Origin of the sequence: Leptothrix discophora (assembly GCF_030705305.1) — a bacterium.
GTDB classification, from domain to species: domain Bacteria; phylum Pseudomonadota; class Gammaproteobacteria; order Burkholderiales; family Burkholderiaceae_C; genus Sphaerotilus; species Sphaerotilus discophorus.
The window spans coordinates 79,120-100,128 of the sequence record NZ_JAUZEE010000008.1 but is presented as its reverse complement, the minus strand read 5'-3'; the positions used below and the strand labels follow the sequence as shown (position 1 = coordinate 100,128).

General features: G+C 70.7%; 20 protein-coding genes. 12 read left to right on the top strand and 8 right to left on the bottom strand.

Features of this window, described 5'->3' with window-relative positions:
• Window positions 1-142: 142 nt before the first annotated feature.
• The 3 genes from Q8X39_RS15130 to Q8X39_RS15120 are packed head-to-tail and all read left to right on the top strand — an operon-like array spanning window position 143 to window position 2,003.
• Complete coding sequence (locus tag Q8X39_RS15130; RefSeq protein ID WP_305750513.1) at window positions 143-1,339, top strand: RtcB family protein; 1,197 nt, start codon at window positions 143-145, stop codon at window positions 1,337-1,339.
• A 9-nt stretch (window positions 1,340-1,348) separates the two neighbouring features.
• Window positions 1,349-1,498, top strand: coding sequence for a hypothetical protein (locus Q8X39_RS15125; protein WP_305750512.1), 150 nt, complete (start codon window positions 1,349-1,351; stop codon window positions 1,496-1,498).
• 55 nt (window positions 1,499-1,553) lie between these two features.
• Window positions 1,554-2,003 (top strand): hypothetical protein, encoded by a 450-nt coding sequence (locus Q8X39_RS15120; RefSeq protein WP_305750511.1) that lies wholly within the window; start codon window positions 1,554-1,556, stop codon window positions 2,001-2,003.
• 248 nt (window positions 2,004-2,251) lie between these two features.
• On the opposite strand, the gene Q8X39_RS15115 is transcribed toward Q8X39_RS15120, so the two are convergent.
• On the bottom strand, window positions 2,252-4,021 hold the full coding sequence (locus Q8X39_RS15115) for a hypothetical protein (protein ID WP_305750510.1): 1,770 nt from the start codon (window positions 4,019-4,021) through the stop codon (window positions 2,252-2,254).
• Window positions 4,022-4,263: 242 nt separating this feature from the next.
• Here Q8X39_RS15115 and Q8X39_RS15110 point away from each other — a divergent pair, with 242 nt between their 5' ends.
• Both Q8X39_RS15110 and Q8X39_RS15105 read left to right on the top strand, forming a co-directional pair.
• Window positions 4,264-5,559: a M48 family metalloprotease gene (locus Q8X39_RS15110; protein WP_305750509.1), complete on the top strand. Its 1,296-nt coding sequence runs from the start codon at window positions 4,264-4,266 to the stop codon at window positions 5,557-5,559.
• A 130-nt stretch (window positions 5,560-5,689) separates the two neighbouring features.
• A complete protein-coding gene (locus Q8X39_RS15105; protein WP_305750508.1) occupies window positions 5,690-6,511 on the top strand; it encodes a TIGR00266 family protein in 822 nt (273 codons plus the stop codon).
• 15 nt (window positions 6,512-6,526) lie between these two features.
• Here the strand turns inward: Q8X39_RS15105 and Q8X39_RS15100 are convergent, their stop codons facing one another.
• The 4 genes from Q8X39_RS15100 to Q8X39_RS15085 form a co-directional block, all read right to left on the bottom strand.
• Window positions 6,527-6,961: a universal stress protein gene (locus tag Q8X39_RS15100; RefSeq protein WP_305750507.1), complete on the bottom strand. Its 435-nt coding sequence runs from the start codon at window positions 6,959-6,961 to the stop codon at window positions 6,527-6,529.
• Window positions 6,962-7,082: 121 nt separating this feature from the next.
• Window positions 7,083-7,970, bottom strand: a complete 888-nt coding sequence (locus Q8X39_RS15095) for a sulfurtransferase (RefSeq protein WP_305750506.1) — start codon at window positions 7,968-7,970, stop codon at window positions 7,083-7,085.
• Window positions 7,971-8,014: 44 nt separating this feature from the next.
• Window positions 8,015-8,932, bottom strand: a complete 918-nt coding sequence (locus Q8X39_RS15090; protein WP_305750505.1) for a DMT family transporter — start codon at window positions 8,930-8,932, stop codon at window positions 8,015-8,017.
• A 94-nt stretch (window positions 8,933-9,026) separates the two neighbouring features.
• Complete coding sequence (locus tag Q8X39_RS15085) at window positions 9,027-10,157, bottom strand: aromatic ring-hydroxylating oxygenase subunit alpha (protein WP_305750504.1); 1,131 nt, start codon at window positions 10,155-10,157, stop codon at window positions 9,027-9,029.
• A gap of 257 nt (window positions 10,158-10,414) precedes the next feature.
• On the opposite strand from Q8X39_RS15085, the gene Q8X39_RS15080 reads away from it, so the two are divergent.
• The 3 genes from Q8X39_RS15080 to dxs are packed head-to-tail and all read left to right on the top strand — an operon-like array spanning window position 10,415 to window position 13,492.
• Window positions 10,415-10,651: an exodeoxyribonuclease VII small subunit gene (locus Q8X39_RS15080; protein ID WP_305750503.1), complete on the top strand. Its 237-nt coding sequence runs from the start codon at window positions 10,415-10,417 to the stop codon at window positions 10,649-10,651.
• The gene (locus Q8X39_RS15075; protein ID WP_305750502.1) at window positions 10,648-11,547 is read left to right on the top strand and encodes a polyprenyl synthetase family protein; all 900 of its coding nucleotides are present in this window, start codon (window positions 10,648-10,650) and stop codon (window positions 11,545-11,547) included. Before Q8X39_RS15080 ends, Q8X39_RS15075 begins: the two co-directional genes overlap by 4 nt.
• Before the next feature lie 19 nt (window positions 11,548-11,566).
• Window positions 11,567-13,492 carry a 1-deoxy-D-xylulose-5-phosphate synthase gene (dxs, locus tag Q8X39_RS15070; protein WP_305750501.1) on the top strand — a complete coding sequence of 642 codons (1,926 nt, stop codon included), beginning with the start codon at window positions 11,567-11,569 and terminating at the stop codon, window positions 13,490-13,492.
• Here the strand turns inward: dxs and Q8X39_RS15065 are convergent.
• Window positions 13,482-14,633 carry an aminopeptidase gene (locus tag Q8X39_RS15065; RefSeq protein WP_305750500.1) on the bottom strand — a complete coding sequence of 384 codons (1,152 nt, stop codon included), beginning with the start codon at window positions 14,631-14,633 and terminating at the stop codon, window positions 13,482-13,484. The two genes, dxs and Q8X39_RS15065, sit on opposite strands and share 11 nt — an antisense overlap.
• A complete protein-coding gene (locus Q8X39_RS15060) occupies window positions 14,630-16,726 on the bottom strand; it encodes a molybdopterin-containing oxidoreductase family protein (protein WP_305750499.1) in 2,097 nt (698 codons plus the stop codon). Before Q8X39_RS15060 ends, Q8X39_RS15065 begins: the two co-directional genes overlap by 4 nt.
• 105 nt (window positions 16,727-16,831) lie before the next feature.
• On the opposite strand from Q8X39_RS15060, the gene Q8X39_RS15055 reads away from it, so the two are divergent.
• The 4 genes from Q8X39_RS15055 (at window position 16,832) to Q8X39_RS15040 (ending at window position 20,313) form a co-directional block, all read left to right on the top strand.
• Window positions 16,832-18,037, top strand: a complete 1,206-nt coding sequence (locus tag Q8X39_RS15055) for a M20 aminoacylase family protein (protein WP_305750498.1) — start codon at window positions 16,832-16,834, stop codon at window positions 18,035-18,037.
• Between the two features lie 160 nt (window positions 18,038-18,197).
• Window positions 18,198-18,779, top strand: a complete 582-nt coding sequence (locus Q8X39_RS15050; protein ID WP_305750497.1) for a cysteine hydrolase family protein — start codon at window positions 18,198-18,200, stop codon at window positions 18,777-18,779.
• A complete protein-coding gene (locus tag Q8X39_RS15045) occupies window positions 18,776-19,822 on the top strand; it encodes a GlxA family transcriptional regulator (RefSeq protein WP_305750496.1) in 1,047 nt (348 codons plus the stop codon). Before Q8X39_RS15050 ends, Q8X39_RS15045 begins: the two co-directional genes overlap by 4 nt.
• Window positions 19,823-19,842: 20 nt before the next feature.
• Window positions 19,843-20,313, top strand: a complete 471-nt coding sequence (locus Q8X39_RS15040) for a tetratricopeptide repeat protein (protein ID WP_305750495.1) — start codon at window positions 19,843-19,845, stop codon at window positions 20,311-20,313.
• Between the two features lie 45 nt (window positions 20,314-20,358).
• On the opposite strand, the gene Q8X39_RS15035 is transcribed toward Q8X39_RS15040, so the two are convergent.
• The gene (locus tag Q8X39_RS15035) at window positions 20,359-20,994 is read right to left on the bottom strand and encodes an HAD family hydrolase (protein WP_305750494.1); all 636 of its coding nucleotides are present in this window, start codon (window positions 20,992-20,994) and stop codon (window positions 20,359-20,361) included.
• Window positions 20,995-21,009: the final 15 nt, after the last annotated feature.

Sequence of the window (21,009 nt, the reverse complement as noted above, 5' to 3'; positions counted from 1 at the left end):
AGGACGACCTCGAAGCGATTCGCACAAGGGTCCGTGTGGAGCCGAGCAGGTTTGAGTGGCCGGTGCATGGCTTGTCCATGTCGGACGTCATCAAGATTGATCCAGACAAGCCCTTTGACGACATTGAGGCTGGAGATTAGAAATGCCAGTTCAACAAGTTCTCACCGACCAGCGCGTACCGGTCAAGATCTGGACCGACGATGTCGACGACCGATCGAAGGAGCAACTGGCCCACATTGCCGGGCTGCCCTTTGTTCATCACCACGTTGCGGCAATGCCTGACGTGCATCTCGGGATCGGCGCCACCATCGGTTCCGTGATCGCCACGCACAAGGCGATTATTCCGGCGGCTGTCGGAGTGGACATCGGCTGCGGCATGGTGGCCGCCCGGTTGTCGATCACGGCCAACGATCTGGACGAAAAGGCCTTGAAGAAGGTTTTCGACCAAATCACCCGGGATGTGCCGGTGGGGCGTGGTCAACATGCCGATGACCGTGTACTGGTGGATGCTGCGCGGCCTTTCGAGCCGGGCTTGAAAGCGCTCACCGACCGTCACCCCCAGTTGCTCAAAGCATTCGGCAAGTTTTCCAGATGGACCCATCAGATGGGCACGCTCGGAGGTGGCAACCACTTCATCGAGGTGTGTCTGGATGAGTCCGACCGCGTGTGGGTGATGTTGCACTCGGGCAGCCGCGGTATCGGCAATGCGATTGCCGACTACTTCATCCAGCTGGCCCGCAAAGACATGGCGCGCTGGATGATCCAGTTGCCCGACCGGGACCTTGCTTATTTCCCGGAGGGCACCGAACACTTCGATGACTACGTGGAAGCGGTGCACTGGGCCCAGGAATACGCCATGGCCAACCGTCAGGCCATGCTGGACCTGGTGCTCGCCGCGTTGGCGCGGCATTTGCCGCCTTTTACTGTGACCACCGAGGCTGTGAACTGCCACCACAACTACGTTGCCAAAGAACACCACTATGACGCCGATGTCTGGGTGACGCGCAAAGGCGCCATCCGCGCACGCGAAGGGGATCTGGGCATTGTGCCGGGAAGCATGGGTGCGCGAAGCTACATCGTTCGTGGCAAGGGAAATGCTGAGAGTTTCTGCTCCAGCGCCCACGGTGCAGGTCGCCGCATGAGCCGAACGGCGGCGGAAAAGCACTTCACTGAGGCTGACTTGGAGGCGCAGACCGCAGGGGTCATCTGCCGAAAGGACAAGGGCGTACTCGATGAGATTCCGGGAGCCTACAAGGACATTGATCAGGTCATGGCAAACCAGCGTGACCTGACCGAGATCCTTCACACGCTGAAGCAGGTCGTCTGCGTGAAGGGCTGAAGCATGGCCATGGCACTTGAATACATCGACTTTGTCCTGCCGATCGCCCTCATCCGGCAAAAGGATCCGGGCGGCTGGACGCAATGCCTGCAGGACCACGAGCGTCTGATCGGGTGCGTGTTGGGTTCGATGAACACCTGCTGCGGGATGGAGCCATGAATCCGGCCGATATCGAATCAGCCTGGCTGAAGGGCACGCAACCCTGGGAGATCAAATGACGACAGAAGCGGATGACACGGCGACGGCCCCCCAGCCGTTTGTCCCGATCCTCACCGTGATGGTGGACGATGGCTTCGCGCCATTCTTGTGGCGCATCGATGCACCAGGACAGGCGGGCGTCGGCGGAAACATCTGTGATGGCGCATGTTGGGGTGAGGCCTGCCCGATGTCGGAAGGGCTCTGGCGAAAGTTCGCAGACTGGGCGATCGAGTTTGATCGGACGTCGTTCTTTTCCGACGACTTCGACGCCAGCGGATGGGATTGGGCCGCCTTTCATGAGCGAGGTCTGCAATTGTCCCGTTGGCTCAAGGAGGAAGTGGGCAACGCGTACCGCGTTGTTTATGAGAAGCCTTACGAAGATCCCGACTGCGGACTTGAAGAGCGCAGGGAAGTCCTGGCCGACGGCACATGGGTGCAACGACCGTTGTCGAGGCAGGCTCAGTGAACTGCTCAGTGAACCGCTCAGTGAACTGCTCAGTTGTGTTCGGTGCGCGCCTTCTTGCCGACGATGGGGGGTGGCTTCCGTGTGCGCAAAAGTGCGGGCGGATTCAAGCCTGAAGAACGCGTGACGCTGGCGAGCTTGCTTCAGCAGGGGCCAGTGCTTGGCCAACGGCTTGCGTCCCTTCGATTCCCCGCCCGTGCGTCCCGCACCATCGAACAAGCGGCCGCGCGGCCTGCCGAACCGGACCCGGCTCAGCTGACGACGTCGACCGACTGCTCGACGCGCTGCAGCGGCTCGTGCTGGGCGACGCCACCGCCGCTGCCGCCGCGTCCGACCGGCTCGTCGCGCAGCCGGGCCACGGCATAGAGCCAGACCGCCTCGCGGAAGGCGGCCAGCGACAGCGGCGTGTGGAAGCTCGGCCGGCGGATCACCGCCGCCAGCAGCGCCGCCACGCCGTGGGCATGCCAGGCGTCGCGGATGGCCGGCCAGATGTCCGGATGCTCTTCCAGCGGCGCACCCTCGTGGCCGTCGGCGGCGCTCAGGTCGGCCCGCACGTTGTAGTGCCCGCACAGCTCGCCGAGCACGCGTTCGACGTTGGCCGGCTGGCCGAGCTGGCGGTAATGGTCGAGCAAGCGCAGGTAGATGCCGGGGCTGCGGCCGATGCGGCCCTTGAGCGCACCTTCGAGCAGCGTCGCGCTGGCGCCCGGGGCGCCCTCGGCGGCGATGGCATCGATCTTCTCCAGCAGCAGGGCGTGGCGGGAGTCGTCCAGGCCTTCGGGATCGAACTCGGTCGATTCATCGGGCAGCACCTGCGGCACCGGCACGTAGGTCCGCGTCGACACCTTGGGCGGTGGCGCCGGGACGTCGCGGTTCCACCCACGTTCGGGGCCCGGATCGGCATGCAGCACGTCGCGGCTCGAATAGGCGTCACGGCCCCAGGCCGACGGCGCGACCGAGACGGCCCAGCGCGAAGGCGCCACCACCGCGTCGGCCTGGGCATCGTCCTCCATCAGCTCGAAGGTGGTGTCGCGCCCCACCGGCGTCGCGGTGCCGCGGCGGCGACGCTGGTTGATCAGGTAGCGCGTCAAGATCCATCCGAAGCCGAGCAGGCGCGGCAGCAGCAGCACCCCGAGGACGCCCAGCGCGACATAGAGGGCGGTCCGCAGCGTGCCGGCGCTGTCGCCGGCCTGGTCGCGCTCGTGCTCGGTCTGGTCGAGCCGGGCGCGCAGGGCGGTCAGCGCCTCCTGCGACTGGCGCTGCTCGTCGCGCATCGATTCGATCTGCTGGTAGAGACGCTCGACGGCTGCGGTCATCTCGGCTGCGGCCTGGGTCGAGGTGACCGAGGGCGCGACCGCCGCGGCGGCCGGTGCCGGCGCCTCGGCCGCCCGCACGGCTCGCACCGGCGCCGATGCGCTGGCCGAAGCGGCTGCCGCCCGGTTCGACCGGTCGGCCCGGGTGCGCGGCGGCAGGGCCCGCAAGGTGGCCGTGCCGTTGCCCGGCTGGGCCGTCGCACCTGTGCCGACCTCGGCCGACACGCCGGGCTCGATCTGGATGGCCGCGATGCCGGCATCGCCGTCGCGTCCGGACAGCGGCTGGACCGCGGCGGTCTCCAGCGGCGGATCGACCAGCAGCGTGAACTCGCGCGTGTAGCGGGCACCGCACACCAGCGCCGCGCGGATGCGCACCACCGGCTCGCGCACCGGCTCGTCGTCGCTCAGGGTGACGCGGATCTCGCCGTCGCTGGCCCAGTTGACGGTGCCGGTGCGCAAGGTGGTGACGCTGCCGGATTCGTTGCCGTGGAAGACCGTGGCCTGCACGCAACGCTGCAACGAGGTGCCGGGTTCGAGGTCGGTGGCCCGCACGCGCAGCACCAGCTCGATCGGCGCACCGACCCGCGCCCGGGCGCTGGCGATGTCGATCGACTGCGCCTGGGCCGTGCCTGCCAGCAAGGCGCCGGCCAGCAGCGCCCACCAGCCTTCAGGCTGCCGGCGGCGATGCGTCACTCGGGCCGATGCTTGCATGGGTCTTTCGCCTCCGCTTCGGTATTCCGACAGTTTCCATTGTTTACAGGCTGGGTGGTGTGCCACCCACGTCTCGCGGTCCCGGTTGAGGCAAAAAGACCTCAGGGTTGCCATCCTGCGTCCTCGGCGCCAGCCGCGTTCCCCCGATTCAAGGGGTGTGGCGCCTGTAACAGCGGCTCACAGCCGCTTCGAGGCGCCGTCGACATACTCCGGGGAGAAGCCCAGCACGCCCGAGGAAGCCGATGTCGTCCCCCGAAAGCCACTTGCCGACCCTGCCGCAACGGCGCCGGTTCGCGCTGCTGCTGGGCGCCGCCTGCCTGCCCCGGGTCGGCCGGGCCGAACCGGCGCCAGCCCTGGACAGCACCAGCGCCCGCCTGATCGACGCCCAGCTGGCGCCGATGCAGTTCGCGCTCGACCTGGGCCGCGTGGCCGACGCGACGCTGACGGCCTACGTTGCCAGCGTCACCGCCGCCATCCAGCGCAGCCTGAGCCGCAGCGACCTGACGCTGTCGACACAGGTGCTGCGCGCCCATCACCTGCAGGCCTGCGTCTTTCCGGCCGGCAGCATCGGGCTGTCGCGCGGGCTGTTGCTGGCGCTGCAGGACGAGTCCGAGCTGGCCGCCTTGATCGCGCTGCAGGCCGCGCATGCCGAATTGCGCCAGTTCAGCCTGCCGGCCGGCGCGCGCGACGCCATGCAGGCGGTCGTGACGCAGGCGGTCGCCGCCAGCCAGGCTTCGGCCTGGTCGCCCGCACTGGGGCTGGACGGCAAGCTCGGCGCGAGCGCGCTGCTGCCGCTGCGCAGCCCCGCCCAGGCCCGCGAAGCCGACGCTCGCGCGCTGCAGATCCTGGCCGACAGCGGCTATCCAGCGCTGGCGCTGGCCGCGCTGCTGCAACGCCTGGCCGAGCTGCGGCGCAGCCAGCCGGTGCTGTTCGAGGCCTTTGACCTGGGCGAGCCCGGCATCGACTCGCGTGTCGCCGGCGCCCGCCAGATGGCCGAGCAGCGCCACGCCGCCACGCGCAGCCTGCCGGCCCGGCGCGAGCGCTGGCTGGCCGGCACGGTCGGCCTGCAGCCGGCGCAGCTGCTGGTCAGCGACGCCCAGACCGCCGAGCAGGCCATGCTGCGCAAGGAATGGCCCTTCGCGCTCGAACGGCTGCAGACCGCGCTGGCCCAGCAGCCGCGTGACCACGCGGTGCTGATGCGCACGGCCCAGTGCCTGCAGGCGATGGGCCGGCTGCGCGACGCGCGCGGCCATGTCGCCGCCGCCCGAGAGGCCGACCCGGATGCCGCGCTGGCCTGCAAGCTCGGTGCGACGCTGGCGCTGGCGCAACGCGATCCGGCGCATGCCTGGCTGGAACTCGAGACCCACGACCGCCTGCTGCCGGGCGATCCGGCGGTGGTCTTCCTCAAGGGCGTGGCGCTGGAGGCGCTGGGCCGTGCCGCCCAGGCGGCCGAGCACTACCGCGCCTACCTCGGCTACACCACGCAGGGCCAGGCGGCGCAGTACGCCAGCGCCCACCTGAAGCTGCTCGGGCGCTGAGTCATGGCCCTGGGCCGGACCGCGCCGGGTCGCGGTCCAGCCGTCACCTCGGCTGGCTAAGATGCGCCGCGCTGCCGGCCTGGCGACCCGCCCGGCCGGCCACAAACCCCGCAGACACGGAGCATTCCCCATGGCGATGGATGTGATCGACTACGAAATCAAGGGCACCGAGATGCAGTTCGTCGAGGTCGAGCTCGACCCCGGCGAAGCGGCGATCGGCGAGGCCGGCAGCATGATGTTCATGGATGCCGGCATCGGCATGGACACCGTCTTCGGCGACGGCAGCCAGCAGCAGGGCGGCGGCTTCTTCGGCAAGCTGCTGGGTGCCGGCAAGCGCCTGGTCACCGGCGAGTCGCTGTTCACCACGGTCTACACCAACCACGCCGGCGGCAAGCAGCGCATCGCCTTCGCGGCGCCCTACCCCGGCAAGATCCTGCCGATGGACCTGCGCCAGCTCGGCGGTACGCTGATCTGCCAGAAGGACGCCTTCCTGTGCGCGGCGCGCGGGGTGTCGCTGGGCATCGCGCTGCAGCAGAAGATCTCGACCGGCTTCTTCGGCGGCGAGGGCTTCATCATGCAGAAGCTCGAAGGCGACGGCCTCGCCTTCGTGCATGCCGGCGGCACCGTGGTACGGCGCGAGCTGCAGCCCGGCCAGGTCCTGCTGGTCGACACCGGCTGCGTGGTGGCCTACACGCCGAACGTGAGCTTCGAGATCCAGTACGTCGGCAAGATCAAGACGGCCCTGTTCGGCGGCGAGGGCCTGTTCTTCGCCAAGCTGACCGGCCCGGGCACGATCTGGCTGCAGAGCCTGCCGTTCTCGCGCCTGGCCAGCCGCATCTTCGCGGCCGCGCCGCAGACCGGCGGCGGCGGTCGCGAGGAAGGCTCTATGCTGACCGGCCTGGCCGGCGGCGGGCTGCTCGGCGGCCTGCTGGGTGGCGGCGACGACGACTGAAGCTGCATCAGCGCATCAGCGGACCACCAGCACGGGGACGGCACTGTGGGTCAGGACCTTCTGGGTCTCGCTGCCCAGCAGCAGCGCCGCGACACCGCGCCGGCCGTGCGATGCCATGACGATCAGGTCGCAGCCCTGGCTCTTGCCGAAGTCGAGGATGGCTTCCCACGGATGCAGCGCCTCGATCGACGCGGCCGTGCAGGCCACGCCGGCGGCCGCACAGGCATCCTTGACCGTCTGCAGGTGCTTGACGGCGATGCGCTCCTGCGAGTCGTAGAACTCCTGCGGCGGCACCGGCTGCATCTCGGTGATGGCGCTGTACGGGAAGGGTTCCTTGACGGCCAGCGAGCTGATCTCAGCGCCCGTCAGCCGGGCGAGCTGGACGGCGGTGGCGACGGCCTTGGCGGTGATGTCCGAACCATCGGTGGGAACGAGGATGCGCTTGTACATGTGACCTCCGGAGCGGCGGTTGAAGGGTGCCGCGACCAGGACATGATGCGCCGATCGATCCCAAGCGGCTTGACCACCGTCAAGTCGCGCGTCGACACCCGTGATCATTCCCCGTGCCCGTTCAGCCAGGCTGGGCACCCCGCACCTGCGGACGCTGCGGCTGGCTGCACCACTCGCTCCAGGAACCGGCGTAGAGCCGCGCACCCGGCAAGCCAGCCACCGTCATCGCCAGCAGGTTGTGGCAGGCGGTGACGCCGGAGCCGCACTGGTGGACGACATCCTGCGGCGGCTGGCCAGCCAGCAGCGTCTCGAAGGCCGCGCGCAGCGCCTCGGCCGGCAGGAAGTGGCCGCTGGCGTCGAGGTTCTGTTGGAAGGGCCGGTTCACGGCGCCGGGGATGTGGCCGGCGGCCGGGTCCAGCGGCTCGACCTCGCCGCGGTAGCGCTCGGGCGCGCGGGCATCGATCAGCACGCCCCGGCCGATGCGGGCCTGGACCGTGTCGGCGTCGACCCAGGCCATGCCCGGCTCGGCCGGCAGCGGGTAGGCGCCGAGGTCGGCGACGGCAGCGGCCGGACCGGCTTCGAGCGCACCGCCGGCGGCCTGCCAGGCCGCCAGTCCACCGTCGAGCACGAAGGCCGGGCCGTGGCCCAGCCACTTCAGCAGCCACCAGGCGCGCGCCGCGTACATGCCGCCGTGGGCGTCGTGCAGCACCACGATGTGGTCGGGTGCAACGCCGTGGCGACCGAAGGTGGCGGCGACGCGGGACATCGACGGCAGCGGGTGCCGGCCGCCGCAGAGCGCGTCGGCATCGCCCTTGGCGCTCAGGTCGTGGTCCAGGTGCAGGTAGCCGGCGCCAGGCATGTGGCCTTCGAGGAAGGCCGCCTGGCCGGCGTCGGGCCGCATCAGGTCGAAGCGGCAGTCGAACATGCGCAGCCGCGCGGCGTCTGGCGACGCCTGCAGCGCCAGCAGCGCGTCGGCGGTGATCAGCGGGGAGGTCGGCAACGAGGTCATGGGCTGTGGCGGTCCGGAGGAAGGGCGCGGTTGAAGGGGACGGTTCACTCGATCTCGGGCGCCAGCGTGTCGGGCCCTCGGTCGGACTTCTGGCGGTCGTGGCGCAGCCGTGCGGCGGCGATGCCGGCCGCGACGATCAGCAGCATGCCGGCGACCGACATCAGGTGGACCGGGTCACCGAACAGCAGCACGCTGTAGACGAAGGCGAAGGCGATGCCCAGGTACTGCAGGCTGGCGTTCACCAGCGGCTTGCCGATCGCGTAGGCCCGCGTCATCAGCAGCTGGGCGGCGGTGGCCGACAGGCCGACCGCCAGCAGCGTCAGCGCGCCGAGGACCGTGTGGGCGTGGAAGGTGTCGGTGACGCCGGTCAGCAGCGCGCCGGCCAGCATGCCGCCGATCGAGAAGTAGAAGACCACGCGGGTCTCGGGCTCGCCGGCCCGGCCCAGCGCGCTGACCTGAAGGTAGGCCAGCGCCGACAGCATGCCCGACAGCAGGCCGATCAGGCCGTGCCAGAGCTGCGCGGCCTCGATGGTGGGCCGCAGGATCAGCGCGACGCCGCAGAAGCCGGTCAGCGCGGTCAGCACGAGGCGGCCGTCGATGCGGCTGCCGCCCAGCATGACCGAGCCGCCGATCAGGAAGACCGCCATCCAGATCGAGGACATGTAGTTCAGCGTCATCGCCGTGGCCAGCGGCAGGCCGGCGATGGCGTAGAACCACATCAGCAGCGCGCTGACGCCGCTCAGGCCGCGCCAGAAGTGCATCGCCGGCAGCGGGGTGCGCCAGGACGTGTCCTGGCGGGCCATCAGCAGGCCCATCGCCAGCATGCCGGTCAGGCCGCGGTACATGACGATCTCGCTGCTGGCATACCAGGCCGAGGCGATCTTGACGGCCACGCCCATGCTGGCGAAGAGGAAGGCCGCGCCGATCATCATCAGCGTGGGCGACTGTCGGAGTCGAGGCATCGGGCGAGTGTCGGCGCAAGGGCCGGAAAGGAACAAGGCCGCCGTGTCGGGACGCGGCGGCCTTGCGGGTCGACGACAGGTCGGTCGAGGCGGATCAGTCGGCGAAGGCGTCACCCATCTGGCGCCGGTACCACTCGTGGAAGTGCTGCATGCCGTCTTCCATCGGGCTCTGGTAGGGACCGACCTCGTTGTCGCCGCGCTTCATCAGGGCCTTGCGGCCGGCATCCATGCGCTCGGCGATCTCGTCGTCCTCGATGCAGGTCTCCATGTACGCGGCGCGCTGCGCCTCGACATAGTCGCGCTCGAAGGCGGCGATCTCCTCGGGGTAGTAGAACTCCACCGTGTTGAGCGTCTCTTCCGGGCCGATCGGGTGCAGCGTCGAGACCGTCAGCACGTTCGGATACCACTCGACCATGATGTGCGGGTAGTAGGTCAGCCAGATCGCGCCGTGCTTCGGGGCCACGCCGTTCTGGAAGCGCATGACCTGGTCGTGCCAGCGCTCGTAGACCTTCGAGCCCGGCTTGCCCAGCGCCTTGCCCGCGCCCTGCGCCACGCCCACCGTCTGCACCGAGTACTCGCGGCCCATCTCCCAGCGCAGGTCCTCGCAGGTGACGAAGTTGCCCAGTCCAGGATGGAAGGGACCGACGTGGTAGTCCTCCAGATAGACCTCGATGAAGGTCTTCCAGTTGTAGTGGCAGCGGTGCTGCTCGACGTGGTCGAACACGTAGCCCTCGAAGCCCAGCTCCGCGCGCGGCCCCATGCGGCCGAGGTCGGCCTCGATGTCGCGGCCGTTGTCCTCGAAGACCATGCCGTTCCACGTGCGCACCGGGTAGTTGCGCAGGTTCAGGCAAGGGTCCTCGCGGAAATGCGGGGCGCCGATCAGCTGGCCGTCCAGGCCGTAGGTCCAGCGGTGCAGCGGGCAGACGATGTTCGAGCCGGTCTGTCCGCGGCCCTTGAGCATCACGGCCTGACGGTGCCGGCAGACGTTGGAGATCAGCTCCACGCCCTGTCCGGTGCGGACCAGCGCACGCCCTTCGCCCTCGTGGGCCAGCGCGTGGTAGTCGCCGACCTGGGGCACCATCAGCTCATGCCCCAGGTAGCGCGGGGCGGAGGGAAAGATCTGTCGCATCTCCTTGTCAAAAAGTGCCTGGTCAAAGTAGGCCGTGACCGGCAGTTGCGTGCGACTTCTTTGTAGAGCTTCCAGTGTGATGCTCAGGTCGGACATGATCCCCAGGATCTCCAAGTGCATGTCGAACCACCACCCCAGACGGCCCAGGCTTGGACGGTGTCTCCGCGCTGGACGCGAACAGCCGGGCCATGAGGCACCAACGAGGTGCCTCGGGCACGGCGGATCGGGAAGCGCGGGGGGCCGGGGTGGGCGGACGCCCAAGGCCAGTCTGAAATTGTAGCCGGGGGGTCGACAGCGGGGGCGCCGCCTACAATCTGCGGCTTTCCTGACCGACCTTGAGCCCCCGAAGCACCATGCCCCAGAGCGCGCCTCCGTCGTCCGAACCTGCCCACTACGAGGCGGCGCTGCAAGAGCTGGAACAGCTCGTCGCCCGCATGGAAAGCGCGCAGATGCCGCTGGACCAGCTGCTCGAGAGCTACCAGCGCGGCGCGGTCCTGCTGAACTTCTGCAAGTCGCGCCTGGAAGCCGTCGAGCAGCAGGTGCAGGTCCTGGAAGCCGGCCAGCTTAAGCCCTGGAGCGACGCCGCATGAACGACTTCGACGACTGGATGCAGGCCTGCCTGGCCGATGTCGAGGCCGAGCTCGGCCGCCACGTCATCGCCACCGCACCGGCCGGCCTGGGCGAGGCGATGCGCTACGGCGTGCTCGATGGTGGCAAGCGCCTGCGACCGCTGTTGGTGCTGGCAGCCGCCCGAAGCGTCGGTGGCAACCCGGTCGCGGCGATGCGGGCGGCCTGCTCGGTCGAGCTGATCCATGCCTATTCGCTGATCCACGACGACATGCCCTGCATGGACAACGACGTGCTGCGCCGGGGCAAGCCCACCGTGCACGTGCAGTTCGGCGAGGCCCAGGCCATGCTGGCCGGCGACGCGATGCAGGCGCTCGCCTTCGAGGTCCTGACCCCCGCCGAAGGCAGCGACGGCGACGGTGACATCGCACCGCCGCTGCAGGCGCGCCTGTGCGGCCTGCTGGCGCGCGCCTCGGGCGTGTTCGGCATGGCCGGCGGGCAGGCGATCGACCTGGCCCACGTCGGCAAGCCGATGGGCGAGACCGACCTGCAGGACATGCATGCGCGCAAGACCGGCGCCCTGCTGCAGGCCAGCGTGCTGATGGGCGCGGCCTGCGGCGAGACCACGCCGACGCAGTGGCAGGCGCTGTCGGACTACGGCGCGGCGATCGGCCTGGCCTTCCAGGTGGTCGACGACATCCTCGACGTGACCCAGGCCTCCGAGACGCTGGGCAAGACGGCCGGCAAGGACGCCGACCGCAACAAGCCGACCTATGTCTCGCTGCTCGGGCTGGACGGTGCCAGGGCGCGTGCCCGCCACCTGCACGGCCAGGCGCACGAGGCCCTGCAACGCGCCGGGCTGGTCGATCCGACCCGCCTGCGCTGCCTCGCCGACCGCCTGGTCGAGCGCGAGTCCTGAGACCGGAAGCCGCAACCCGATGAACGCCAACTACCCGCTGCTGTCCCGCATCCAGAGCCCGCGCGACCTGCGCGGCCTCAACCGTGCCGAACTCCCCCAGCTCGCCCAGGAACTACGCGACTTCATCCTGCAGAGCGTCTCGCGCACCGGTGGGCACCTGTCGTCCAACCTCGGCACGGTCGAGCTGACCATCGCGCTGCACTACGTGTTCGACACGCCCGAGGACCGGCTGGTCTGGGACGTCGGCCACCAGACCTATCCGCACAAGGTCCTGACCGGCCGACGCGAGCGCATGCACACGCTGCGCCAGCTCGGCGGCCTGAGCGGCTTCCCGCGCCGCGACGAGAGCGAGTACGACACCTTCGGCACCGCCCACTCGTCGACCTCCATCTCGGCCGCGCTGGGCATGGCCCTGGGCGCGCAGCAGAAGGGCGAGAAGCGCCATGCCGTGGCCATCATCGGCGACGGCGCGATGACCGCCGGCATGGCCTTCGAGGCGCTCAACAACGGCGGCATGCCGCATGCCGGCAACGTGCCCAACCTGCTGGTCGTGCTCAACGACAACGACATGTCGATCAGCCCGCCGGTGGGCGCGCTCAACAAGTACCTGGCCCGGCTGATGAGCGGCAAGTTCTACGCCGCCGCGCGTGAAGGCGCCAAGCAGGTGCTCAAGAACGCGCCGCCGCTGTTCGAGCTGGCCCGGCGCTTCGAGGAACATGCCAAGGGCATGGTCGTGCCGGGCACGATCTTCGAGGAGTTCGGCTTCAACTACGTCGGCCCGATCGACGGCCACGACCTGGACGCGCTGATCCCGACGCTGGAGAACCTGCGCGACAAGCCCGGCGCGCAGTTCCTGCACGTCGTGACCAAGAAGGGCTACGGCTACAAGCTGGCCGAGGCCGACCCGATCGCCTACCACGGTCCCGGCAAGTTCGACCCGCAGGTCGGCCTGGTCAAGCCGGCCGCCGCGCCCAAGCCGACCTTCACCCAGGTCTTCGGCCAGTGGCTGTGCGACATGGCCGCGGCCGATCCGCGCCTGGTCGCGATCACGCCGGCGATGCGCGAGGGCTCGGGCATGGTCGAGTTCCACAAGCGCTACCCCGGCCGCTACCACGACGTCGGCATCGCCGAGCAGCATGCGGTCACCTTCGCCGCCGGCCTGGCCTGCGAGGGCCTGAAGCCGGTCGTGGCGATCTACTCAACCTTCCTGCAGCGGGCCTACGACCAGCTGATCCACGACGTCGCGCTGCAGAACCTGCCGATGGTGTTCGCGCTGGATCGCGCCGGCCTGGTCGGTGCCGACGGCGCGACGCATGCCGGCGCCTACGACATCGCCTTCGTGCGCTGCATCCCGAACATGTCCATGCTGACCCCGGCCGACGAGGCCGAGACGCGCCGCGCGCTCAGCACCGCCCACGCGCACGACGGCCCGGTCGCCGTGCGCTACCCGCGCGGCAGCGGCGCCGGCGTGGCGACGACGCCCGACCTGGACACGCTGCCCTGGGGCAAGGGCGAGATCCGGCGCGAGGCTGGCCCGTCGACCGGCCAGCCGCGCGTCGCCATCCTGGCCTTCGGGCCGCTGCTCTACCCGGCGCTGGACGCCGGCGCCAGGCTCGACGCGACGGTGGCCAACATGCGCTTCGTCAAGCCGCTGGATGCCGCCCTGGTCGAGCGCCTGGCGCGCAGCCACGACGCGCTGGTGACGGTCGAGGAAGGCTGCCTGCCGGGCGGCGCCGGCAGCGCCGTGCTGGAGGCCCTGCAGGCCGCCGGCGTGCAGGTGCCGGTGTGGTCACTGGGCCTGCCCGACCGCTTCATCGAGCACGGCGATCCGGCCCTGCTGCTGGCCGGTTGCGGCCTGGATGCGGCCGGCATCGAGGCCTCGATCCGCGCCCGCTTCCTGGCCAGCAGCGGCAGCACGCCGCAGCTGCGCACGGTCAACGGCTGAGCGACGCCTCCGGCGTGCCGGGCGCTCCGGCCGTGCCCCGCGCCAGTTCGGCATCGCGCTGCGCCTTGGGCAGCGCGGCCAGCCGGCGCACCTCGGCATAGAAGGCCGGCCAGTCGCGGCCGACCCGCTCGTACAGGCGCTCGAAGTCGCTCACCTGCGCGTTGTAGGCCGCCAGCACGCCCAGCTGCGCGTTGTTGACGCTGGCAAACCACTCGTCGTAGCCGGCAAAGCCGTGCCACGGGCCGTCCGGCTCGGCCTTGAGCGCGGCGTAGCCGGTCCGCAGCTCGGCCAGCGCCTCGGCCTTGCCGGCGCGCTTGTCGGCCTCGCTGGCGGGGCTGCGGTAGAGCGCCAGCAGGCGTTCGCGGGTGGCCATCGCCAGGCGCCGGAAGTCGGCGCGACGGGCCTCGGCGGCGGCCTCGGCCCGCTCGATCCTCTCGCGCAGCTCGGGGCTGGCTTCCTCGGCCAGCCAAAGCCGGCTGCCGATGCGCTCGACCGCCGTCGCGTAGGACTCGTTGAAGACGGTGTCGCCCTCGGCAAAGGCCAGCTGATGCGACAGCTCATGGATGATCAGCCGCGCCAGCTCCAGCTCGGAGTAGCGCGTTACGAAGGTGTTGAGCAGCGGATCGGCCAGCCAGCCGCGCTGCGGCACCTTGCCCAGCGTCGAGTAGGCGGGCACGCCATAGACGAAGGTCTCCAGCCCCTGCGCCTTCAGCAGATCGGCCTCCGCGCGGGCCTGCAGCGGGTCGTAGTAGCCGCGGTAGCCGACGCAGCCGACCACCAGGAAGCACCAGGTGTGCAGGTCCAGGCTCAGCTCGGGTGCGGCCACGACGTTCCAGACCGCGGCCGGCCGGCCCAGGTCGGCATAGCGGCGGTAGCTGGCGTTGTCGGGCAGGTGCAGGCGGCGGATCGCGTAGTCGCGGATCGACTGGCTGAAGAGCAGACGGGCGCGCAGGTCGGCCGACAGCTCGGGCCGGGCCAGCACCTCGCTGACCGGCTCGGACGCGTTGAGCAGCCGCACATGACCGGCCGTCGACTGCCAGTAGTAGCCCAGCGTGCCGCAACCGCTGATGCCCGCCAGCGCGGTGACCGCGAGCGCGGCGCCGGCCAGGCTTGCCGCCCATCGGCGCATCACCGGCGTCATGCCGGCTCCACCTCGACCAGCACGTCGTAGAAGCACGGTGCCTGGCCCATGTCGGTCAGGCGCTGGTGCGTGACCTCGTTGACGTTGGTGCCGCGCAGGCCCAGCTTGCGCCACCAGATGCCCAGGCCGTTGACGACGCCGGGGCGGGCGCGCGTGCTCAGGCGCGCGGTCGCGTGGTAGCTGCCGCGGTCGTTGTGGACCCGCACCACCGTGCCGTCGACGAGGCCACGCGCGGCGGCATCGTCGGGGTGGATCTCGACGACCGGCTCGGCCTCGATGTCGCGCAGGCTCTTGACGTTGACGAAGCTGGAGTTGAGGAAATGCCGCGCCGGCGGCGAGATCATCGCCAGCGGGTAGCGCGCGGCCAGCGCCGGGTCGGACGCCGCGCTCTCCCACGGCGCGACATGGTCGGGCAGGCCCCAGCCCAGCGCCGGCGCGCTGATGCGCGCACGGCCGTCGGGCGTCGGGAAGCCGCCGTCGGCGAAGGGCGCATCCGGAAGGGGCAGGCGCTGCCAGCCGTCTCGGCGCAGCGTGTCGAGGTCGATCGGGGCCTTGAAGGCGGCGCGCGCGAGCTGCTCGTCGCTGTCGCGAAAGCACGGCTCGTCGTAGCCCATCGCGGCGGCCAGGCGGCGGAAGATCTCGGTGTTGGGCAGGGCCTCGCCCAAGGGCGCGATCGCCGGCTCGTTGATCAGCACGTCGGTGTGGCCGTAGCTGGTGTGCACGTCGAGGTGTTCGAGCTGGGTGGTCGCCGGCAGCACGTAGTCGGCATGGTCGGCGGTGTCGGTCAGGAAGTGCTCCAGCACGACGGTGCAGAGGTCCTCGCGCCGGAATCCGGCGACCACCTCGGGCGACTGCGGGGCGACCGCGACCGGGTTGCTGTTGTAGACGATCACGGCCTCGATGCGCGGCCCGAAGTCCGGCGAGGCCGGCCGCAGCAGGTCCGCGCCGATGGTGCTCATGTTGACCGTGCGCGGCTGCCGGCCGGCCAGCAGGTCCGGGCGCTGCAGCGCGGCGTCGTCGCGCACCGCCGCGTAGCTGCCCGAGCTGGACAGCAGCAGGCCGCCGGCCGCCTCGCGCCAGGCACCCGTCAGGCACGGCAGCAGCGCGATCAGCCGCACCGCGTTGCCGCCGCCGCGCACGCGCTGCATGCCGTAGTTCAGGCGGATCGCGGCGGGGCGGGTGCTGGCGTAGTCCTGCGCCAGCGCGCGGATCACGTCGGCATCGATGCCGCAGACCGCCGCGGCGCGTTCCGGCGGCCATTGCAGCGCACGCTCGCGCAGACCGTCCCAGCCGTCCGGGCCGGCCTGCACGTGGCGGGCGATGTAGTCGTGGTCGAGCCGGTCGTGAACGATCAGCTCGTGCATCAGCGCAAGCGCCAGCGCGCCGTCGCTTCCGGGTCGCAGGGCGATGTGCTGGTGGCATTTGTCGGCCGTCTCGGTGCGGCGCGGGTCGATGCAGACCAGCTTCGCGCCGGCGCGCTTGGCCTGCTGCGCATAGGTCCAGAAGTGCAGGTTGGAGGCGATCGAGTTGCTGCCCCAGATCAGGATCAGCCTGGCGTGCGCGAACTGCTGCACCCGCATGCCGAGCTTGCCGCCGTAGGTCAGCGCCAGCGCCGCGCCGCCGGCCGAGGCGCAGATCGTGCGGTCCAGCCGCGACGCGCCGAGGCGGTGGAAGAAGCGCGCGGCCATGCTCTCGCCCTGGATCATCCCCATCGTGCCGGCGTAGCTGTAGGGCAGCACGGCCTGCGGATCGCGCGCGGCGATGGCCGACAGCCGCGTGGCGATCTCGCGCAGCGCCTGGTCCCACGTGATGCGCTCGAACTGGCCGCTGCCCTTGGGGCCGACCCGCTTGAGCGGGTGCAGCACGCGCTCGGGATGGTGGGTGCGCTCGGCGTAGCGCGAGACCTTGGTGCACAGCGCGCCGTGGGTGGTCTCGTGCTCGGCCCAGCCCTGCACATGCACGACCCGCTCGGCACCGGGCGCGCCCTGCACCGTGACCTTCAGCGCGCAGGTGTCGGGGCAGTCGTGCGGGCAGGCGCCGTGCACGATGCGGGTGGGTCCATCGGTGTCCGGAAGGGGTGTGGTCGTGCTCATCTCCAGATCATGGCATGGCCGAATTCGACCGCCCGGGGGCGCCACAGGAGGCCCGGCTAAGATCATTGCGCAGGCCTGCCGGAGCCTCAACAGGAGCTTGAAACCATGTCCCCGAGAGAACCCCGACTGATCGAATCGATCGTGGACGATGCCCCCGCGCTGGCCGAGATCCGGCGCGACATCCATGCCCATCCGGAGCTGTGCTTCGAGGAAGAGCGCACCAGCGACCTGGTCTCGCGCTGCCTGGGTGAATGGGGCATCGAGCACCACCGCGGCCTGGGTCGCACCGGCGTGGTCGGCATCATCCGCAACGGCACGTCCGACCGCGCCATCGGCCTGCGCGCCGACATGGACGCGTTGCCGATGACCGAGCACAACCGCTTCGCCCATGCCAGCCGGCACCCCGGCAAGATGCATGCGTGCGGCCACGACGGCCACACCGCGATGCTGCTGGCCGCCGCCAAGCACCTGTCGCAGCACCGGCACTTCGACGGCACCGTCTACCTGGTGTTCCAGCCGGCCGAGGAAGGCGGCGGTGGCGCGCGCGAGATGATCCGCGACGGCCTGTTCGAGCGTTTCCCGATGCAGGCCATCTTCGGCATGCACAACTGGCCCGGCATGGGCGCGGGCACCTTCGGCGTCTGCCCTGGGCCGATCATGGCGTCGAGCAACGAGTTCCGCATCGTCATCACCGGCAAGGGCTGCCACGCCGCGCTGCCACACAACGGCATCGACCCGGTGCCGGTGGCCTGCCAGATGGTGCAGGCCTTCCAGACCATCGTGACGCGCAACAAGCGGCCGATCGACTCGGCGGTGATCTCGGTGACCATGATCCACACCGGCGAGGCCACCAACGTCGTGCCGGATGCCTGCGAGATCCAGGGCACCGTGCGGACCTTCTCGCTGGACGTGCTGGACCTGATCGAGCGCCGCATGCGCGAGGTCGCCGAGCACACCTGCGCGGCCTACGGCGCGGGCTGCACCTTCGAGTTCCACCGCAACTACCCGCCGACCGTCAACCACCCGGCCGAGGCCGAGTTCGTGCGCGGCGTGATGGGCGAACTGGTCGGCGCCGACCAGGTCATCGCCTTCGAGCCGACCATGGGGGCGGAGGACTTCAGCTACTTCCTGCTTGAGAAACCCGGCGCGTATTTCATGATCGGCAACGGCGACGGCGGCCACCGCGACCACGGCCACGGCCTGGGCCCCTGCAACCTGCACAACCCGACCTACGACTTCAACGACCGGCTGATCCCGCTGGGCGCGAGCTTCTGGGTCCGGCTGGTCGAACGCTGGCTGGCTGCGGCCTGAGCGTGGCCTGAGCGCGGCGTGAGCGCGGCCTGAGCGCGGAACGGGCGCGGCAGGTCCGTTTCTGACCGCATCCGGTCCGCTGCCGGCCTCGCCGGCAGACGGCGCGGCAACGACGATGAAGGCCTTGCAACCCCGACGCCCACGCCGACGCCAACGCACCATGACCACCGCCCTGCTCCTGATCGATGTCCAGGCCTCCTTCCCGGCCCGCCCCTACTGGGACGAGCGCGAGCTGCCCGCCTTCCTGTCCGCCTGCAACACGCTGATCGACGGCTGCGTCGCGCGCGGCGTGCCGATCGTGCAGGTCTTCCACAGCGACGGCCCGGACCAGCCCGACAACCCCTTCGCGCCGTGCAGCGGCCTGCTCCGCCCGCTGGCCGGATTGCGCGACTACCCGCCGGCGCTGACGCTGCACAAGCACCGCCACAGCGCGCTGGTCGGCACGGGCCTGTCGATCTGGCTGCACCAGCAGGGCATCCGCCGGTTGATCGTCGCGGGCATCCGCACCGAACAATGCTGCGAGACGACCGCCCGCCATGCCAGCGACGAGGGCTGGGCGGTCGACTACGTCACCGACGCCACCCTGACCTTCGACATGCGCACGCCCGACGGCGCGCTGCTGTCGGCCGCCGACATCCGGGAGCGCACCGCCACCGTGCTGGCCGGGCGCTTCGCGACGATCTGTTCGGTCGCGCAGGCGCTGGACCGCGCCCGCCGCGAACCGGCCGAAGCCCACGCATGACGCGCGCGCCGGCCGGCCTCGTCGACGTGCTCTTCGTGGTCCTGCCCGACACGCTGCTGCTCGACCTGGCCGGACCGGCCGAGGCTTTCCGCCTGGCCAACCAGAACCTGGCGCGACAGGACCGCGCACCGCTGTGGCGGCTGCGCCATGTCGGGCCGCTGGCGCAGACCGCCTCGTCGGTCGGCCTGATGCTCAGCGGCATCGAGCCGCTGCCCGAGCGCCTCGACGGCACGACCTGGGTCGTGCTGATGGGCCGCCCCGGCGAGGCCGCCGAGGTGGTGCGACGCCAGCGCCCCTGGCTGGACACGCGCCAGTGGCTGGCCCGCGTCGTCGCGCCGGCGCTGGCCGCCGCCGGCACGCCGCACCGGCTGCTGACGGTCTGCTCCGGCGCCCTGCTGGCCGCCGATGCCGGCCTGATCGGCACCCGCGCGGTGACGACCCACCACGAACTGCTCGATGACCTGGCGCGCATGGCACCGGCCGCGCAGGTGCGCGCCAACCGCGTCTTCGTCGAGGACGGCCCGCTGCTGACCAGCGCGGGCATCACCGCCGGCATCGACCTGGCGCTGCACGGCATCGCGCAGCATGGCGGCGAGGCGCTGGCCGCTGCGGTCGCGCAGGTCATGGTGGTGTTCCACCGCCGCGCGCCGGACGACCCGGAGCGTTCGCCGCTGCTGGCCTGCCGCAGCCACCTGCATCCCGCCGTGCACCGGGTCCAGAACGCGGTGGCCGAGGAACCGGCCCGGCCCTGGACGCTGGCCGACCTGGCGGCGGCAGCCCATGTCACGCCGCGCCACCTGGCGCGGCTGTTCCTCGCCCATGCCGGCGTGACGCCGCGCGACTACGTCGAGCAGGTCCGGCTGGCCTGGTGCCTGGAGGCCCTGGCCGCCGGCCAGCCGCTCAAGCAGGCCCGCGCGCTGGCGGGCTTCAGTTCCGAGCGTCAATGGCGCCGGGCGCGCGCCCGCGCCCGCGCCGACGAGGGGTCCGGCACCTTCGCCGGACCGGCTCCGGCCGAGCGGACCTGCGTCGATCCCCTGTCCTGACCGACCTTCGAGGCATCCACATGCAGCTCACCTTCCGACACCGTGCCCGCGCCTGCTGCCTGGCAGGCTTCCTGGGCCTGGCCAGCGCCTGCGCACAGGCCCGCGGCATGGAGGACCTGACCGCCGCGACACCGGCGCAGGTCGATCTGGCGGTCGCGCGCGAGCTGCTCGGCCAGGCACGCTGGCCGGCAGCGGTGAGCGAGCTTGAGGCGCAGTCGCGCCGCCATCCGGGCGATGCGGAGGTGCACAACCTGCTCGGCTTCGCGCTGCGCAAGTCCGGATCGCTGGACCGCGCCTTCGCGGCCTACCGGACCGCGCTGCGGATCGATCCCGGGCACCTGGGGGCGCACGAGTACATCGGCGAGGCCTACCTGCTCGCGGGACGGCCCGACCTGGCGCGCCAGCACCTCGACACGCTGCGGGGCCTGTGTGGCGTCGACTGCGAGGCCTACCGGGACCTGGCCGCCGCGATCGGCCGGCACGGCCGGTGAAGCCCTGCCGAACGGCCGGCTAGAGCGGCCGACTAGAGCGGCCGGCTAGCGCGGGGAAACGTCGAGCAGGCCGGCGGCCCGCAGCGCGGCTTCGGCCTGGGCGACCTGCTCGAACTGGACCGCGTGGAGGCCGAGCGCCCGCGCGGCGTCGACGTTGGCCCGGTGGTCGTCCAGAAAGATGGTGTCCTGGGCCGCGATGCCGAAGCGTTCGAGCGCCAGCCGGAAGATCGCCGGGTCCGGCTTGGACAGGTGGACCCGGCTGGAGAACACGCCGTGCTCGAAGTGGCGCAGGAAGGCATGGCGCGCCTCCAGCTGCGTGGCGATGTCCGCCGGCATGTTCGACAGGTAGAACAGCCGGTGACCGGCCGCGCGCAGGCGGTCCAGCCAGGCAACGGTCTCGGGCAGCGGCGCCAGCGCGTCCGGCACCGCATCCACCAGGCGCTGCATCGCGGCGGCCGGCAGGCCGGTCTGCGCGGCCAGCGCGTCGACCAGTTCGGGCACCTCGATCGTGCCGAGGTCGTAGCGGCCCCAGGGGCCTGTGTAACCCTTGAAGATGCGGTCGACCAGGCCGCGCGCGACCGCGTCATCGGGCGCGTGCTCGGGCATCACCGCCCGCACGAGTTCGACCGGCTGCCAGCGGAAGACCACCGCGCCGAAGTCGAAGATCAGGTGTTTCTTCATCGTCGTCATCGTCTC

What these genes read in the sequence shown, in the direction of transcription:
- Q8X39_RS15035 (WP_305750494.1), bottom strand. Translation starts at nt 20,994, where the DNA reads ATGAAGAAACACCTGATCTTCGACTTCGGCGCGGTGGTCTTCCGCTGG.
- Q8X39_RS15045 (WP_305750496.1), top strand. Translation starts at nt 18,776, where the DNA reads ATGACGCGCGCGCCGGCCGGCCTCGTCGACGTGCTCTTCGTGGTCCTG.
- Q8X39_RS15125 (WP_305750512.1), top strand. Translation starts at nt 1,349, where the DNA reads ATGGCACTTGAATACATCGACTTTGTCCTGCCGATCGCCCTCATCCGG.
- dxs (WP_305750501.1), top strand. Translation starts at nt 11,567, where the DNA reads ATGAACGCCAACTACCCGCTGCTGTCCCGCATCCAGAGCCCGCGCGAC.
- Q8X39_RS15050 (WP_305750497.1), top strand. Translation starts at nt 18,198, where the DNA reads ATGACCACCGCCCTGCTCCTGATCGATGTCCAGGCCTCCTTCCCGGCC.
- Q8X39_RS15075 (WP_305750502.1), top strand. Translation starts at nt 10,648, where the DNA reads ATGAACGACTTCGACGACTGGATGCAGGCCTGCCTGGCCGATGTCGAG.
- Q8X39_RS15085 (WP_305750504.1), bottom strand. Translation starts at nt 10,157, where the DNA reads ATGTCCGACCTGAGCATCACACTGGAAGCTCTACAAAGAAGTCGCACG.
- Q8X39_RS15095 (WP_305750506.1), bottom strand. Translation starts at nt 7,970, where the DNA reads ATGACCTCGTTGCCGACCTCCCCGCTGATCACCGCCGACGCGCTGCTG.
- Q8X39_RS15080 (WP_305750503.1), top strand. Translation starts at nt 10,415, where the DNA reads ATGCCCCAGAGCGCGCCTCCGTCGTCCGAACCTGCCCACTACGAGGCG.
- Q8X39_RS15090 (WP_305750505.1), bottom strand. Translation starts at nt 8,932, where the DNA reads ATGCCTCGACTCCGACAGTCGCCCACGCTGATGATGATCGGCGCGGCC.
- Q8X39_RS15130 (WP_305750513.1), top strand. Translation starts at nt 143, where the DNA reads ATGCCAGTTCAACAAGTTCTCACCGACCAGCGCGTACCGGTCAAGATC.
- Q8X39_RS15100 (WP_305750507.1), bottom strand. Translation starts at nt 6,961, where the DNA reads ATGTACAAGCGCATCCTCGTTCCCACCGATGGTTCGGACATCACCGCC.
- Q8X39_RS15065 (WP_305750500.1), bottom strand. Translation starts at nt 14,633, where the DNA reads ATGACGCCGGTGATGCGCCGATGGGCGGCAAGCCTGGCCGGCGCCGCG.
- Q8X39_RS15105 (WP_305750508.1), top strand. Translation starts at nt 5,690, where the DNA reads ATGGCGATGGATGTGATCGACTACGAAATCAAGGGCACCGAGATGCAG.
- Q8X39_RS15040 (WP_305750495.1), top strand. Translation starts at nt 19,843, where the DNA reads ATGCAGCTCACCTTCCGACACCGTGCCCGCGCCTGCTGCCTGGCAGGC.
- Q8X39_RS15110 (WP_305750509.1), top strand. Translation starts at nt 4,264, where the DNA reads ATGTCGTCCCCCGAAAGCCACTTGCCGACCCTGCCGCAACGGCGCCGG.
- Q8X39_RS15060 (WP_305750499.1), bottom strand. Translation starts at nt 16,726, where the DNA reads ATGAGCACGACCACACCCCTTCCGGACACCGATGGACCCACCCGCATC.
- Q8X39_RS15120 (WP_305750511.1), top strand. Translation starts at nt 1,554, where the DNA reads ATGACGACAGAAGCGGATGACACGGCGACGGCCCCCCAGCCGTTTGTC.
- Q8X39_RS15055 (WP_305750498.1), top strand. Translation starts at nt 16,832, where the DNA reads ATGTCCCCGAGAGAACCCCGACTGATCGAATCGATCGTGGACGATGCC.
- Q8X39_RS15115 (WP_305750510.1), bottom strand. Translation starts at nt 4,021, where the DNA reads ATGCAAGCATCGGCCCGAGTGACGCATCGCCGCCGGCAGCCTGAAGGC.